At 66.9% G+C, this 14,191-nt stretch carries 8 protein-coding genes; 7 read left to right on the forward strand and 1 reads right to left on the reverse strand.

Translation table 11 applies throughout. The features are described 5' to 3' along the window. Positions 1 to 17: 17 nt before the first annotated feature. Positions 18 to 2,213, reverse strand: coding sequence for a bifunctional diguanylate cyclase/phosphodiesterase (locus DW355_RS05100; RefSeq protein ID WP_131278244.1), 2,196 nt, complete (start codon positions 2,211 to 2,213; stop codon positions 18 to 20). Positions 2,214 to 2,565: 352 nt separating this feature from the next. Here DW355_RS05100 and DW355_RS05105 point away from each other — a divergent pair, with 352 nt between their 5' ends. From DW355_RS05105 to DW355_RS05130, 7 genes are all read left to right on the forward strand, one after another. Beyond that, entirely contained in the window at positions 2,566 to 3,513 is a 948-nt protein-coding gene (locus tag DW355_RS05105; RefSeq protein ID WP_131278245.1) for a 2-hydroxyacid dehydrogenase, read from the forward strand. Between the two features lie 54 nt (positions 3,514 to 3,567). Beyond that, complete coding sequence (locus tag DW355_RS05110; RefSeq protein WP_131278246.1) at positions 3,568 to 4,386, forward strand: DUF1289 domain-containing protein; 819 nt, start codon at positions 3,568 to 3,570, stop codon at positions 4,384 to 4,386. A gap of 56 nt (positions 4,387 to 4,442) precedes the next feature. After that, positions 4,443 to 4,976: a YbaK/EbsC family protein gene (locus DW355_RS05115; RefSeq protein WP_131278247.1), complete on the forward strand. Its 534-nt coding sequence runs from the start codon at positions 4,443 to 4,445 to the stop codon at positions 4,974 to 4,976. Positions 4,977 to 5,008: 32 nt separating this feature from the next. Continuing rightward, positions 5,009 to 5,725 (forward strand): 2-hydroxychromene-2-carboxylate isomerase, encoded by a 717-nt coding sequence (locus DW355_RS05120; RefSeq protein ID WP_131278248.1) that lies wholly within the window; start codon positions 5,009 to 5,011, stop codon positions 5,723 to 5,725. A gap of 210 nt (positions 5,726 to 5,935) precedes the next feature. Then, positions 5,936 to 7,594, forward strand: coding sequence for an MFS transporter (locus DW355_RS05125; RefSeq protein ID WP_131278249.1), 1,659 nt, complete (start codon positions 5,936 to 5,938; stop codon positions 7,592 to 7,594). Positions 7,595 to 7,701: 107 nt separating this feature from the next. Next, on the forward strand, positions 7,702 to 7,845 hold the full coding sequence (locus DW355_RS17785; protein ID WP_165493123.1) for a hypothetical protein: 144 nt from the start codon (positions 7,702 to 7,704) through the stop codon (positions 7,843 to 7,845). A gap of 196 nt (positions 7,846 to 8,041) precedes the next feature. Continuing rightward, entirely contained in the window at positions 8,042 to 14,053 is a 6,012-nt protein-coding gene (locus DW355_RS05130) for an excinuclease ABC subunit UvrA (protein WP_131282329.1), read from the forward strand. Positions 14,054 to 14,191: the final 138 nt, after the last annotated feature.

Below are 14,191 nucleotides of genomic sequence, written 5' to 3' on the forward strand. Positions count from 1 at the left end.
GAAGGGCGGTCGCAGGCTCAGTGCGAGGCGAGCAGCGCGCCCTCGACGTTCAGGGGCATGGGGATGTAGCCGCCATGGGCCTGCAGCAGCGCCGTCATGCTGGCCTCGTCCAGAGGCCGCGACAGCAGGTAACCCTGGAACTCATCGCAGCCTTGGCTGCGCAGGAAGTCGAACTGCGCCTGGTTCTCCACGCCCTCGGCCACCACGGTCTTGTGCAGGCTCTGGCCCAGTGACAGCACCGCGCGCGCGATCATGGCCACCTCTTCCTCGCGCTCGATGCCGGTCACCAGGGAGCGGTCGATCTTGATGATGTCCAGCGGAAAGCGCCGCAGGTAGCTCAGGGCCGAATAGCCCGTGCCGAAATCGTCCATGGCCAGTTGCATGCCCAGCTGCTTGAACTGGATCAGGGTTTCGAGCACGCGCTCGCTGCGGCTCATGAAGACAGTCTCGGTGATTTCCAGTTCCACCAGCTCGGGGGCCAGATCGGCCTCGCGCAGCAGGCGATGCACATGGCTCACGATGTCGTCGCTCAGGAACAGGCGCGGCGAGAGGTTGACCGCGATGCGCAGCGGGTTGAGCTTCAGGTCTCGCCCCTCGTTCCAGCGCCGGGTCGCGATGAAGGCGCGTTGCAGTATGGTCATGGTCAGTGGCAGGATCAGGCCGCTGTCCTCCGCGATCGGGATGAATCGGTCCGGGCTGATGGGGCCGTATTCCGAGGGGCGCCAACGCGCCAACGCCTCCATGCCGATGATGCGGCGATTGGCGTCGGTCTTGGGCTGGTAGTGCACGTCGAAGCTGTCGTGATCAATGTCGTGGCGCAGCGCCGCCTCCAGGTGCAGTCGCTCGGTCGCCACGTGGTTCAGCTCGCGCGTGAAGAACTGGAAGTTGTTGCGTCCGTTGCCCTTGGCCGCGTACATGGCCGCATCCGCGTGCTTGAACAGGCTGAGCGCGTCCTCGCCGTCGCCCGGGTACATGGCCACGCCCAGGCTGGCGCCGACCTGGAATTCGCGGCCCGACAGTTGCACCGGTCGCGCGATTTCGCCCAGCACGCGCTGGAGTTGGTCGATCACCGTGCTGGCCCGGAAATGGTCGGCCAGCAGCAGCACGAATTCGTCTCCGCCCAGGCGTGCCACGGTGTCCGAGGAGCGCAGGCAGCGGCGTAGCCGCAGCGCGACTTCCTTGAGCAGCTCGTCGCCCGCGTCGTGGCCCAGGCTGTCGTTGATGAACTTGAAGTGGTCGAGGTCGATGAAGACCACCACCAGGTGGTAGCCCAGGCGCTCGGCGCGGGCGATGCCCTGTTCCACCCGGTCGCTCAGCAGCATGCGGTTGGGCAGGCCGGTCAGCGTGTCGTGGTTGGCCTGGTGTTCCAGTTCCTGCTGGTAACGACGGCGCTCGGAGATGTCCTGCACCGTGCCCTCGTAATACAGCAGCTTGCCCTCGGCATCACAAACCGTGTGCGCGTTCTCCGAGATCCAGATGCGCGAGCCGTCGGCGCGGTAGATCTCGGATTCGAAATTGAGCACCTCGCCCTGTTCGGCCATCATCTGGCGGAACAGCTCACGCTGGCCCTCCTTCACATAGAGCTGGCGGCTGATGTTCTGCAGGCCGGTGATCAGCGCCTGCGCGTCGTCATAACCATACAGTCGCGCCAGCGCCGGGTTGACGGCCAGGTATTGGCCCTCGGGCGAGGACTGGAAGATGCCCTCGGACGCATGTTCGAAGATGTGGCGGTAGCGCTGCTCGGCGGCCTGCTGGGCCTCGGCGAGACTGCGTTGCGCGGTGACATCCTCGATGAAGCCCTCGATCACCAGCGTGCCTTGTTCGTCGGCCACGGCCACGCCGCGTTCGTGTACCCATTTGACGGTGCCATCCTTGGCGACGATGCGGTAGTCCACCGCGAAGCGCAGATTGGTGGAGGAAGTGGTGGCGACCGAGGTGCGCACGCGCTCGCGGTCCAGCGGGTGGGTGATCTGTTCCCAGCTCACGACGGCGTTGTGCACCAGTTCCTGCGGCGTGTAGCCGGTGAGCGCCAGGCAGCCCTGACTGACGAAGACCATGGTCCAGTGCGCGTCATTCAGGCAGCGGTAGGCCATGCCGTCCAGGTTGTTGATCAGGGTGTCGAGCACGCGGGCCCGGTCCAGTTCGCGCACGCTGAGCAGGGTGGTCCGTCGTGAGCGGGCCGGGGGCGCGACCGACGGGGAACCGGCCGGCACCGAGGGCGGGGCCGTGTGGGGAACGGCGGGGTCGGGCGGGGGGGCAGAGCGACGGGCATGTTTTTGGAAGGGCGAGAGCGCATGAGCAGCAAATCCCGTGCCGGAAAGTGCAGGGCCTTGACAGGCGCGGGCAAGCCCGCATCCAGGTCCTGGACGGCGCAAGGCATGCGGGCGCGTAGCGCCACCTGCCGCCGTACGCGGCATGCCTCGCTTGTCTCCGGTTTTTGTTACGATTTTTGAAAGGCGGAAGCGGTCTATTTTCCCACCCTCGCCCTGGGGGGCGTGCCGGTCTGTTACACCTGCGGTCCTGACTCTGTTGAATTCTGCGCAGGCGGTCGATCCAATCAACGACATGAAAATCTATTTCCACGGCGAAGACTTCCGTCCCGAACCCTGGCTGTCCGCGCTGCGACAGGCCCTGGCCGGGACGGGCGTCGCGGCGGAGGTGGCGCTCTGGGAGCCCGGTGCGCCACCGGGCGACTATGCCCTGGTGTGGGCGCCACCGCAGCGCCTGCTGGACGAGCAGACCCGCCTGAAGGCCCTGTTCAACCTGGGCGCGGGCGTCGACGCGATCACGCAACTGCGTTTCCCCCCTGGCCTGCGGCTGGTGCGCCTGGACGATGCGGGCATGTCCGCGCAGATGGCTGAGTACGTGCTCCATGCCTTGGTCCGGCATTTCCGCGAATTCGATGCCTACGAGGCCGAGGCAGCCCAGGGCCACTGGGGTTTTCGCCGGCCGCGCCTGCGGCAGGATTGGCCCGTCGGCATCCTGGGTCTGGGCGTGCTGGGCCAGCGCGTGGCGCGGGCCGTGCAGGGGTTGGACTTCCCGGTGCGGGGCTGGAGCCGCGCCCCCCGGCGCGCCGAAGACCTGGGCCTGCCCGGCCTGCAGTGCTACGCGGGCCGGGACGAACTGCCGGCCTTTCTTGCCGCGAGCAAGGTGCTGGTCTGCCTGCTGCCCTTGACCGTCGAGACCCAAGGCATCCTGAACCGTGACACGCTCGCGCAGCTCATGCCTGGGGGCTACCTCATCAATGTGGCGCGTGGCGGGCACCTGGTCGAGGAGGACCTGATTCCCCTGATCGACCGTGGCCACCTGGCGGGCGCGACCCTGGATGTGTTCCGGCAGGAGCCCCTGCCCGCGGGCCACCCCTTCTGGACCCATCCCAGGATCACCGTGACGCCGCACACGGCGGCGCGCACCCTGCGCGACGAGAGCGTGGCGCAAATTGCCGGCAAGATTGCGCGGCTGGAGCGGGGCGAGGCCATCGCGGGGCTGGTGGACCCGCTCAAGGGCTATTGAACGCAACGGCCATCGGGCCATGGGCAACACCAACAAGGACGAGGGAGCGTGAGCATGATGGACAAGCAAGGACAGGCCCGGCTGGCCGAGCGCGTGCGGCGGCACTACCTGCCGCCCAGCGACCTGCCCGTGTTCTGCACCCTGTGCAAGGTCAGCACCACCACCGGCCTGTGTCCGGTCTGCCTGCGCAGCCTGGAGGAAATCACGAACTGGCCGCGCCTGGACGACGAACACCGCCGCACGGTCTGGGGCCGCGTGCTGACGCGACTGGATGATGCCCGTGAGCACGAGCGAACCGCGCGTCGCCGGGGCGCCTTGCGCCGGTCGGCTGCGCAGGGGGAGTTGCCGCCCGAGCCGACACCGGTGGACGAGGTGCTGTTCGTGGCCGACTCAGGCGCCCAGACGCTTGCCCAAGAGGGCCAGGCGCACCCCTTGGAGCCGGATACCGCGGCCCCGGCGATGCCTGCGTCCGATGCGGCGCAAACCCGCGAGGCCTCGCCCGGGCCGGCCGATACGCCTAGGGCGCAGGGGCCTGCAGAAGAACTGGTTCCGGCCATTCCGCCTTTGGCCCCGGCGCCCGGCGAGGCAAGCACCACGTCGGCGGAGCCTGTGCCCGACCCCCCACCGCGCTTGGCCGTGGCGGCGCAAACGTCACCCGCTTCCGCGATCCACGCGGCAGTGCCCGCCCCGCCCGTCGCGCCACCCGAGACCTTGACGCACGGCGGCGTGCCGGTTGACGTCGCGGCTGCGCGCGCGCGCCAGGTGCGCCTGGCGATGGCCCAGGTCGTGCAGGCGTCGCTGGAAAGCGCGCGTCGGGAGCAGGCCAAGCCATCGCCCGGGCCCGAGGAAATCCGGCTCGAACCACTCATCTGAGGTCGGGCAAACCGTGGCGCTGGGGTCTTCTCTTTTGGGATGTGAAGGATGTTGGAATGTGTGGTGCTGAACTGAAACCTTTGCCCGAGGGCGTGCAGCGCGTGGCCGCGCTGTTGCAGGCCAAGGGGCATCCGCATGCGCCGGTGATGCTGGACGAGGCCGCGCGCACGGCGCAGCAGGCGGCGGACGCCTTGGGCGTGGTCCTCGGGCAGATCGCCAAGAGCATCGTGTTTCGTCGCAAGGGTGGCGCAGCGGGCGAGGGCGAACCGGCGCAGGAGACAGCGGTGCTGGTCATCACTTCGGGGGATCTGCGCGTCGACGAGCAAAAGGTCGAAGCCTTGGTGGGTAAGCTGGGCCGCGCGGACGCGGACTTCGTCAAGGCCCGCACTGGGTTTGCAATCGGCGGCGTGTCACCCATTGGCCATCGGGAGCCTGCGTTGCTGCTGATCGACCGCGAGCTGTTCCGCTTCGACGACATCTGGGCCGCCGCGGGGCATCCACACGGCGTGTTCCGCTTGCGTCCGCAGGATCTGCCGCACCTCACGGGAGGCGCGCCCGTGGTGGACGTGACGGTGTCGCGAACCGCCTGAGCACATCGATCACAACACAAGGAGGAGCACACATGAAACACATCGTCTTCTATCTGGACTTCATCTCGCCCTATGCCTGGCTGGCGTTCGCGCAACTGCCCCGGGCCCTCGAAGGCTTGAGCTACAGCGTGAGCTACCGCCCCATGCTGCTCGGCGCCCTGATCAAGCACCACCAGTCCAAGGCGCCCGCCGAGATCCCCGCCAAGCGGGCCTGGACCTACCGCCACGTGCGGTGGCTGGGACATCAGCAGGGCGTGCCCTTGCGCATGCCGGCCGAGCACCCGTTCAATCCCCTGCCCCTGCTGCGCCTGTCCGTGGCCTGCGGCATGAGCGGTGGCGGCGCCGCCGCGGGCGGGGACCCCAACCGCTACGTTTGCGAGACGCTGTTCCACCATGTCTGGCAGGATGGCTTTGACGCCAACGACCCTCAGCGCCTGCAAGCCCTGCGCGAGCAACTGCTGGGTCCCCAGGCGGTGCACGGGGGGCCGGTGGTGACGCCGGAGGACGAAGCCGTGAAGCTGCGTTTGCGGGCCAACACCGACGAAGCCGTGGCCGCTGGCGCTTTCGGCGCGCCGAGCTTCGTCGTGCACGAGGGCCCTGGCGAGGGGCGCCTGTTCTGGGGGCTGGACAGCCTGCCCATGTTGCGTGCTTGTCTGGAAGGCGATCCCTGGTTCAAGCGCGACGACGTGCCCGAGGCCTTCATGCCCACGCGTTCCGCGCTCGGCGCGCCAGCCGCGCAGCAGCAGTGACGGTGCGATGACATTGCGCGCATCATGGGCATTGCCCCGCGCGCAAAAAAATCGCGCATCTGGTCCCTGAGCCACGCGCAAGTTCAGGGGGAACCCTGAGTTTCACGGGTTAGTCCTAGCGGGCTGTGTAAGAAGTCCGTCAGCCATGGCTTCAAGAATTCGCCAGCCTCCCCGCGCCGGGGATTTCATGCGTCAACAAGGAGACAAAACATGGCTGCAACCCAGGCCGCAAGGCCGATGAGCCCCGAAGAGCGCAAGGTGATCTTTGCCTCGTCGCTGGGCACCGTTTTCGAGTGGTACGACTTCTACCTGTATGGCTCGCTCGCGGCCATCATCGCGAAGCAGTTCTTCAGCGGTCTGGATGCGGGCTCTGCCTTCATCTTCGCGCTGCTGGCTTTCGCGGCCGGTTTCATCGTGCGTCCCTTCGGCGCCATCGTGTTCGGCCGCCTGGGCGACATGATCGGTCGCAAGTACACCTTCCTGGTGACCATCCTGATCATGGGCCTGTCCACCTTTGTCGTGGGCATTCTGCCGAACTACGCCACCATCGGCGTGGCCGCTCCGGTCATCCTGATCTGCCTGCGGCTGCTGCAGGGCCTCGCGCTCGGCGGTGAGTACGGCGGCGCGGCCACCTATGTGGCCGAGCATGCCCCGCACGGCAAGCGCGGTGCCTACACCTCGTGGATCCAGACCACGGCCACGATGGGCCTGTTCCTGTCGCTGCTGGTGATCCTGGGCGTGCGCACCGCGACCGGTGAAGCCGCCTTCGCTGATTGGGGCTGGCGCATTCCCTTCCTGGTCTCCATCGTCCTGCTGGGTATCTCGGTCTGGATTCGCCTGACGCTGAACGAGTCCCCAGCATTCCAGAAGATGAAGGCCGAGGGCAAGCACTCCAAGGCGCCCCTGACCGAGTCTTTCGGCCAATGGAAGAACCTGAAGATCGTGATCCTGGCCCTGATCGGCTTGACCGCCGGCCAGGCCGTGGTCTGGTACACGGGCCAGTTCTACGCGCTGTTCTTCCTGACGCAGCAGCTCAAGGTGGATGCCATCACGGCCAACCTGCTGATCGCCGCCGCGTTGCTGATCGGCACGCCCTTCTTCGTGATCTTTGGTTCGCTGTCGGACAGGATCGGCCGCAAGCCCATCATCATGGCCGGTTGCCTGCTGGCCGTGCTGACCTACTTCCCGGTGTTCCAGGCGCTGACCAAGGCCGCCAACCCCGACCTGTACGTCGCCCAGGAAAAGAGCCATGTGGTGGTTGTCGCCGATCCGGGCGAGTGCTCCTTCCAGTTCAACCCCACGGGCACGGTGAAGTTCACCAGCTCCTGCGACATCGCCAAGCAAGTGCTGGCCGCCAGCTCCGTGAGCTATGACAACGAAGTGGCGCCCGCAGGCACGCCGGCCATGATCAAGGTGGGCGACAAGGTCATCCAGGGCTACAGCGCCAAGGGCATCACCGCCGACGAAGTCAAGGCCAAGGACGCCGAGTTCAAGAAAGCCGTGGCCGAGACGCTGAAGGAAGCGGGCTACCCGGCCAAGGCCGATCCGGCCAAGATGAACAAGACCATGATGGTCATCATCCTGGCTTACCTCGTGATCCTGGTGACCATGGTCTACGGCCCGATCGCCGCCATGCTGGTGGAAATGTTCCCGACCCGCATCCGCTACACCTCCATGTCCCTGCCGTACCACATCGGCAACGGCTGGTTCGGCGGCCTGCTGCCCACCACGGCCTTCGCCATCGTGGCGCAGACCGGCAATATGTACAACGGCCTCTGGTACCCCATCATCATCGCCGCGATGACGCTGGTGATCGGCACGCTGTTCGTGCGCGAAACCAAGGACGTGGACATCTACGCCAACGACTGAGGTGATGACCATCACCTGAGTCGATCCGCGGCCCCGGCGTCGCCGGGGTGGCCGAAGGCCCCCAGGCGGGGGCCTTCTTCTTTTGTTGTTCAGGAAAATGCAAGACCATGTGGAAGATTGCTGTTGGGTTCGTCGTATTCGCCGTCGTCGCGCTGTATTTCATCTCCGTCGCCGGTGACAAGGTCGACATGAGCGGTGAGAAGCACGGCGCCGATGCCGTGCACGCGCCCGAGCCTGCACCAGCTAAGTAACTGTGGGCAAAGCCCGTGAAATCGGAAAAGGCCGCCTGTTGCCTGATGGTTTAAGCGGCCTGCGCACACGCAGCGCCCCCTCGCCCTAGAATGTTCGCCCCGAACCTTTTCCACGGCCACCGTCATGACCCAGGGCAGCACCGCAAGCAAGCATGCAGCAAAAGCGCAGACGCACGCGCCCCAAGAGTCTCCAGGGCTGGAGCAGGGCCTGATCCGCATCCGGGGGGCGCGCCAGCACAACCTCAAGAACCTGGACCTGGACATCCGCACGGGTGAGCTGACCGTGGTCACCGGGCCCAGCGGCTCGGGCAAATCCAGCCTGGTTTTCGACACGCTGTATGCCGAAGGCCAGCGCCGTTACGTCGAGACCTTCAGTGCCTACGCACGCCAGTTCCTCGACCGCATGGACAAACCGGCGGTGGACCGGGTGGAGGGCGTGCCGCCCGCCATCGCCATCGACCAGACCAACCCGGTGCGCAGCTCGCGTTCCACGGTCGGCACGATGACGGAGCTGAACGACCACCTCAAGCTGCTTTTCGCCCGCGCCGGCCAGCTGTTCGACCGCAAGACCGCGCTGCCGGTGCGGCATGACACACCGGATTCGATCTACGCGCAGTTGGTGGAGCGCGCCCAGGCCAGCAATGACCCACGCCTGGTGTTGACCTTCCCGGTGGAACTGCCGGGCAACACCGCCGCGCAGGAAGTCGAGCAATGGCTGTCCGCCAGCGGCTTCACGCGTGTGCAGGCCGAGCGCGAGGAGGTACGCGGCCCGCAAACGAGCGCTGCGCCGGGCCGCCCCAAGCAAGCGAGCGCCCCCTCGGGGGGCGGCGAGGACACGCCAGTGCCGAGCTTGGGGGCAGTCAAAGTCCTCGACGTGGTGGCTGACCGTTTCCGTCTGGGGAACGCCGACCGCGCCCGCGTGGTCGAAGCCATCGAGGTTGCGCTCAAGCGCGGGGGGGGGCGGCTGAACGTTTATGCCGGGGACGAAGACAACCAAGAGGTTTGGCGCTTTTCCACCGGCCTGCACTGCCCCGAGAGCGACCTGCGCTATGCGGAACCGATTCCTTCCATGTTCTCTTTCAACTCGGCGGTGGGGGCCTGCGACACCTGCCGGGGCTTCGGCCGTGTGATCGGTGTCGATTTCGGCCTGGTCATTCCCGATGAAAAACTCACGCTGCGTTCCGGGGCCATCAAGACCTTCCAGACCCCGGCCTGGGCCGAGTGCCAGGACGACATGATGCGTCACGCCGAGGCTGCGGGCATTCCGCGCGACACGCCCTGGGCCAAGCTGACTGCCGCGCAGAAGGAATGGGTCATCGAAGGCGTGCCCGGCTTCAAGGAGCGCAACTGGAACAAGCAGTGGTACGGCGTGCGCCGCTTCTTCGGCTACCTGGAGAGCAAGGCGTACAAGATGCACATCCGCGTGCTGCTCTCGCGCTACCGCAGCTACACGCCCTGCACGGTCTGCGGCGGCGCGCGCCTCAAGACCGAAAGCCTGCTGTGGCGCATCGGCACGAAAGAAGACGCGGACGCGGTGCTGGCGCCGTCCTCGCGTCCAACCGTCCCAGGCGCCGACAGCCCCCTTGGGGCGCAGAAGGGACACGACCGTGCCGAGCCTGGGGGCCAACCGTTCCAGCGTTTCATGCCCGTGGGCACGGACTGGCGCCAAGAACAGCTCGAGGCCTTGCCGGGCTTGAGCCTGCATGACCTGATGCTGATGCCGCTGGACAGGCTGCGCGTGTTCTTCGCGCGCATTGCCGAACACAAACCCGAGGGGTCGAATGCCGATGCCGTGGGCGAGACGCAAGCCAGAAACGCGGGGGACGCCCAGGCGCTCCGGCTGCTCTACGAAGAAATCAACACGCGCCTGAAGTACCTCTGTGACGTGGGCATCGGCTACCTCACGCTGGACCGGCAAAGCCGCACGCTCAGCGGCGGCGAGGTGCAGCGCATCAACCTGACCACAGCCCTGGGTACCTCGCTGGTCAACACGCTCTTCGTGCTGGACGAACCCAGCATCGGCCTGCACCCGCGTGACATGCACCGCATCATCGAGGCCATGCAGCGCCTGCGCGACGCGGGCAACACCCTGGTGGTGGTGGAGCACGACCCTGCCGTGATGTTCGCAGCCGACCGCATGATCGACATGGGCCCTGGCCCGGGCGAGCGCGGCGGGCAGATCGTCTTCGACGGCAGCACGGAGGATTTGAAAAACGCCGACACCCTGACGGGCGCCTACCTGGGTGCGCGCAGGCAGATTGGCATGGGCTTCAAGCGCATGGTGGCTGCGAACACACCGCGCCTGATTCTGGAAGGCGCGCGCGAGCACAACCTCAAGAACGTGTCGGTGGACATTCCCCTGCAGCGCCTGGTCTGCGTGACCGGTGTTTCGGGTTCGGGCAAGTCCACGCTGATCCAGGACGTGCTGGCCCCGGCGCTGATGCGCCATTTCGGCCAGGCCACCGAGACGCCCGGCGCGCACGACCATCTGCTGGGCGCGGAGCAACTGGCGGGCGTGGTGTTCGTGGACCAGTCGCCCATCGGCAAGACCGCGCGCTCCAACCCCGTAAGTTACGTCGGTGCCTGGGACACGATCCGTGAGATCTTTGCCAATGCGCCGCTGGCCCGGCAACGTGGCTACACCGCCGCCAAGTTCAGCGCCAACAGTGGCGACGGTCGCTGCCCGACCTGCGGCGGTTCGGGCTTCGAGCACGTGGAGATGCAGTTCCTGAGCGACGTCTACCTGCGTTGTCCGGATTGCGACGGCAAGCGCTTCCGGCCCGAGATCCTGGAAGTCACAATTGAGCGCGCTGGCCGGACTCTCAACGTCGCGGACGTGCTGGAGCTCACTGTCAGTGAAGCGGCGGAACTTTTTAACGGGTCGCCGCAGGGCCGTTCCCAAGGCGACCCAGCCCCCTCGGGGGGCAGCGACCCGCGCAGCGGCGGAGCGTGGGGGCGTCATTCCGACCGAGACGTGATCCGCGCCTTGCAGCCCATTGTGGACGTAGGCCTCGAATATGTGCGCCTGGGCCAGCCCGTGCCCACCTTGTCGGGGGGTGAGGCGCAGCGCCTCAAGCTGGCCGGCTTCCTGGCCGAAGCAGCGCGTGCCGCCGGCAGCCGCCAGTTCATCGCGAAGAAGGGCACCCTGTTTCTGTTCGACGAACCGACCACGGGCCTGCATTTCGACGACATTGCCAAGCTGATGCGCGCGCTGCGCAAGCTGTTGGACGCCGGGCATTCGCTGCTGGTCATCGAGCACAACCTGGACGTGATGCGCGCCAGCGACTGGCTGATTGATCTCGGTCCCGAGGGTGGCGAGGCCGGTGGTCAGATCGTGGCCGTGGGCACGCCGGAAGAGCTGCGCCAGCACCCGACCTCCCACACCGCGCGGGCTTTGCGTGAATACGCCCACGCCATGGGCGAAGCGCACACGGCTCACGAAGGGGATGCGCGGCCTTACCTGAGTGCTTTCACGCCGGGCCGCAAGCCCGCCGTGAAGCGGGGGGATGGCGTGGGCAATGCCATCCGCATCGTCAATGCCAAGGAGCACAACCTCAAGAACCTGAGCGTGGACATTCCACGCGGCAAGTTCAACGTGATCACGGGCGTGTCGGGCTCGGGCAAGTCCACCCTGGCCTTTGACATCCTGTTCAACGAGGGGCAGCGACGCTACCTGGAAAGCCTGAACGCCTACGCGCGCAGCATCGTTCAGCCGGCGGGCCGACCCGAGGTGGACGCGGTCTGGGGCATTCCGCCGACGGTGGCCATCGAGCAGCGCCTTTCGCGCGGCGGGCGCAAGAGCACGGTGGGCACGACGACCGAGGTCTGGCATTTCCTGCGACTGCTCTACGTCAAGCTGGGCGTGCAGCACTGCATCCATGACGGTGCCGCGGTGCAGCCTCAGACGGTGGAAAGCATCCTTGCTCAACTGATGAAGCAGTTCAAGGGCCAAGAGATCGGTCTTCTCGCGCCCCTGGTGATGAACCGCAAAGGCGTCTACACCGAGCTGGCCGACTGGGCGCGCCCGCGTGGCTACACGCACTTGCGCGTGGACGGTGCCTTCCTGCCGACGACGGGCTTCCCACGCATCGACCGCTTCAAGGAACACAGCATCGAACTGCCGGTTGCCAGCCTGACCGTGTCGACAGAGAACGAAGCACTGCTGCGCGAGAAGCTGGCGACGACACTGGAGCACGGCAAGGGCGTGCTGCACGTGCTCAGCGATCTCGAGGGCCTGGCCGAGGCGATGCAGAGCGGCGGCGGCACGGCGGGCATCGGTCGACTGCAGGTGTTTTCGACCTTGCGCGCCTGTCCGGTCTGCGCCACCTCCTACGCCGAGCTGGACCCGCGCCTGTTCTCCTACAACAGCAAACATGGCTGGTGCCCGGACTGCGTGGGCACGGGCGTCAAGCTGACCAAGGACCAGCGCAAGGTACTCGACGATTCCGTGCGCGACGAGAAGGAACGCGGCCGCGAGCAGACCTTCGCCGAGCCCGAGGTGGAAGATGTGGGCGACGTGGTCTGCCCCGGCTGCGAAGGCACGCGCCTGAACGCCACCGCGCGGGCGGTGAAGTTCAGCGGCGTGGGCATCGCCGACATCGCCCGTCTGTCGGTCGACGACATCCGGCGCTGGCTTGACACCCTGGCCTCGCAAGGTCGCCTGACGCAGCGCGAGAGCGACATCGCACGCGATCTGATCCCCGAGATCAAGAGCCGGCTGGAGTTCCTGGCGCAAGTGGGCCTAGGCTACCTTACCCTGGACCGTGGCGCGCCCACGCTCAGCGGCGGCGAGGCTCAGCGAATCCGCCTGGCCGCGCAGCTGGGCAGCCATCTGCAAGGCGTCTGTTATGTGCTGGACGAACCGACCATCGGCCTGCATGCGCGCGACAACCGCATCCTGCTCGATGCCCTGCACACCTTGAGCGAGCGTGGCAACACCCTGGTCGTGGTGGAGCACGACGAAGACACCATCCGCCGCGCAGACCACCTGATCGACATCGGCCCCAGCGCCGGCAAGCGCGGCGGCCGCCTGGTGGCCCAGGGCCGCGTGAGCGACCTCACCCAGGCACAGGACTCGCAGACCGGCCGTTACCTGCTGCATGCCATCCGGCATCCGCTGCAGCCGCGCCGGGCCGTGGGCGAAACCGGTTGGCTCTCGGTGACGGCCGCGAACCTTCACAACCTGCAATCCGTCGATGCCTTGTTGCCGCTGCATCGCCTGGTCGCCGTCACGGGCGTCAGCGGTTCCGGCAAATCCACCTTGGCGCGAGACGTGCTGCTGGTCAATGTGGAGGCGGCGGTGGCGCAGCGCACGACCAAGGCCGGGCGCGATGCCCAGGGCCGGGGCGCGCATCCGGCCTGGAGCGGCTGCGCGGCCGTCGACGGCTGGCAGCAGATCGACCGGGTGCTGGAAGTGGACCAGACCCCCATCGGCAAGACCCCGCGATCCTGCCCGGCGACCTACATCGGCTTTTGGGACACCGTCCGCAAGCTCTATGCCGAAACGCTGGAGGCCAAGGCGCGCGGTTACGGTCCGGGGCGCTTCAGCTTCAACACCGGCGAGGGGCGCTGCCCGACCTGCGAGGGTCAGGGTGTGCGCACCATCGAGATGAGTTTCCTGCCCGATGTGAAGGTGCCCTGCGAAAGCTGCCATGGCGCGCGCTTCAACCCCGAAACCCTGGCGGTGAGCTGGCGCGGGAAAAGCATCGGTGACGTGCTGCAGATGGAAGTGGACGAGGCCGTGGAATTCTTCGGCTCCATGCCCTCCATCGCGCACCCGCTGCAACTGCTCAAGGACGTGGGCCTGGGGTACCTCACGCTGGGGCAGCCTTCACCGACGTTGTCCGGCGGTGAAGCGCAGCGCATCAAGCTGGTGACGGAACTGAGCAAGGTGCGCGACGACGTGACCCGGCGCGGGCAGAAGGCACCGCACACGCTCTATGTGCTGGACGAGCCCACGGTGGGCTTGCACATGGCCGACGTGGAAAAACTCATCCGCGTGCTGCACCGCCTGGTCGACGGTGGCCACAGCGTGGTCGTGATCGAACACGACCTCGACGTCATCGCCGAAGCCGACTGGATCATCGACCTCGGCCCCGAGGGTGGAGCCGGTGGGGGACGCATCGTCGCCGCCGCGCCGCCGGAGGAGGTGGTGCGGCTGGGCACGCATACGGGGGTGGCGCTGGCGCCCGTGCTGGCGCGGGGCTGAGCCTCACGTCGTCTGCCTGTTGAATGAGCAAAGCCCGCCAGGCCAATGCCGGCGTGGCTTGCCGGACTTGTTCAGGGACTTGTCCACAAACTTGACCACGGTTGTTCTGGCTAAGTGCGGGCCGCAATGGACCAGCCT

The organism is Hylemonella gracilis (assembly GCF_004328645.1).
GTDB classification, from domain to species: Bacteria; Pseudomonadota; Gammaproteobacteria; order Burkholderiales; family Burkholderiaceae_C; genus Hylemonella; species Hylemonella gracilis_B.

Bases quoted from the DNA above. Each gene is read 5' to 3' on its own strand.
- DW355_RS05105 (WP_131278245.1), top strand. From the start codon at position 2,566: ATGAAAATCTATTTCCACGGCGAAGACTTCCGTCCCGAACCCTGGCTG.
- DW355_RS05115 (WP_131278247.1), top strand. From the start codon at position 4,443: ATGTGTGGTGCTGAACTGAAACCTTTGCCCGAGGGCGTGCAGCGCGTG.
- DW355_RS05110 (WP_131278246.1), top strand. From the start codon at position 3,568: ATGATGGACAAGCAAGGACAGGCCCGGCTGGCCGAGCGCGTGCGGCGG.
- DW355_RS05125 (WP_131278249.1), top strand. From the start codon at position 5,936: ATGGCTGCAACCCAGGCCGCAAGGCCGATGAGCCCCGAAGAGCGCAAG.
- DW355_RS17785 (WP_165493123.1), top strand. From the start codon at position 7,702: ATGTGGAAGATTGCTGTTGGGTTCGTCGTATTCGCCGTCGTCGCGCTG.
- DW355_RS05120 (WP_131278248.1), top strand. From the start codon at position 5,009: ATGAAACACATCGTCTTCTATCTGGACTTCATCTCGCCCTATGCCTGG.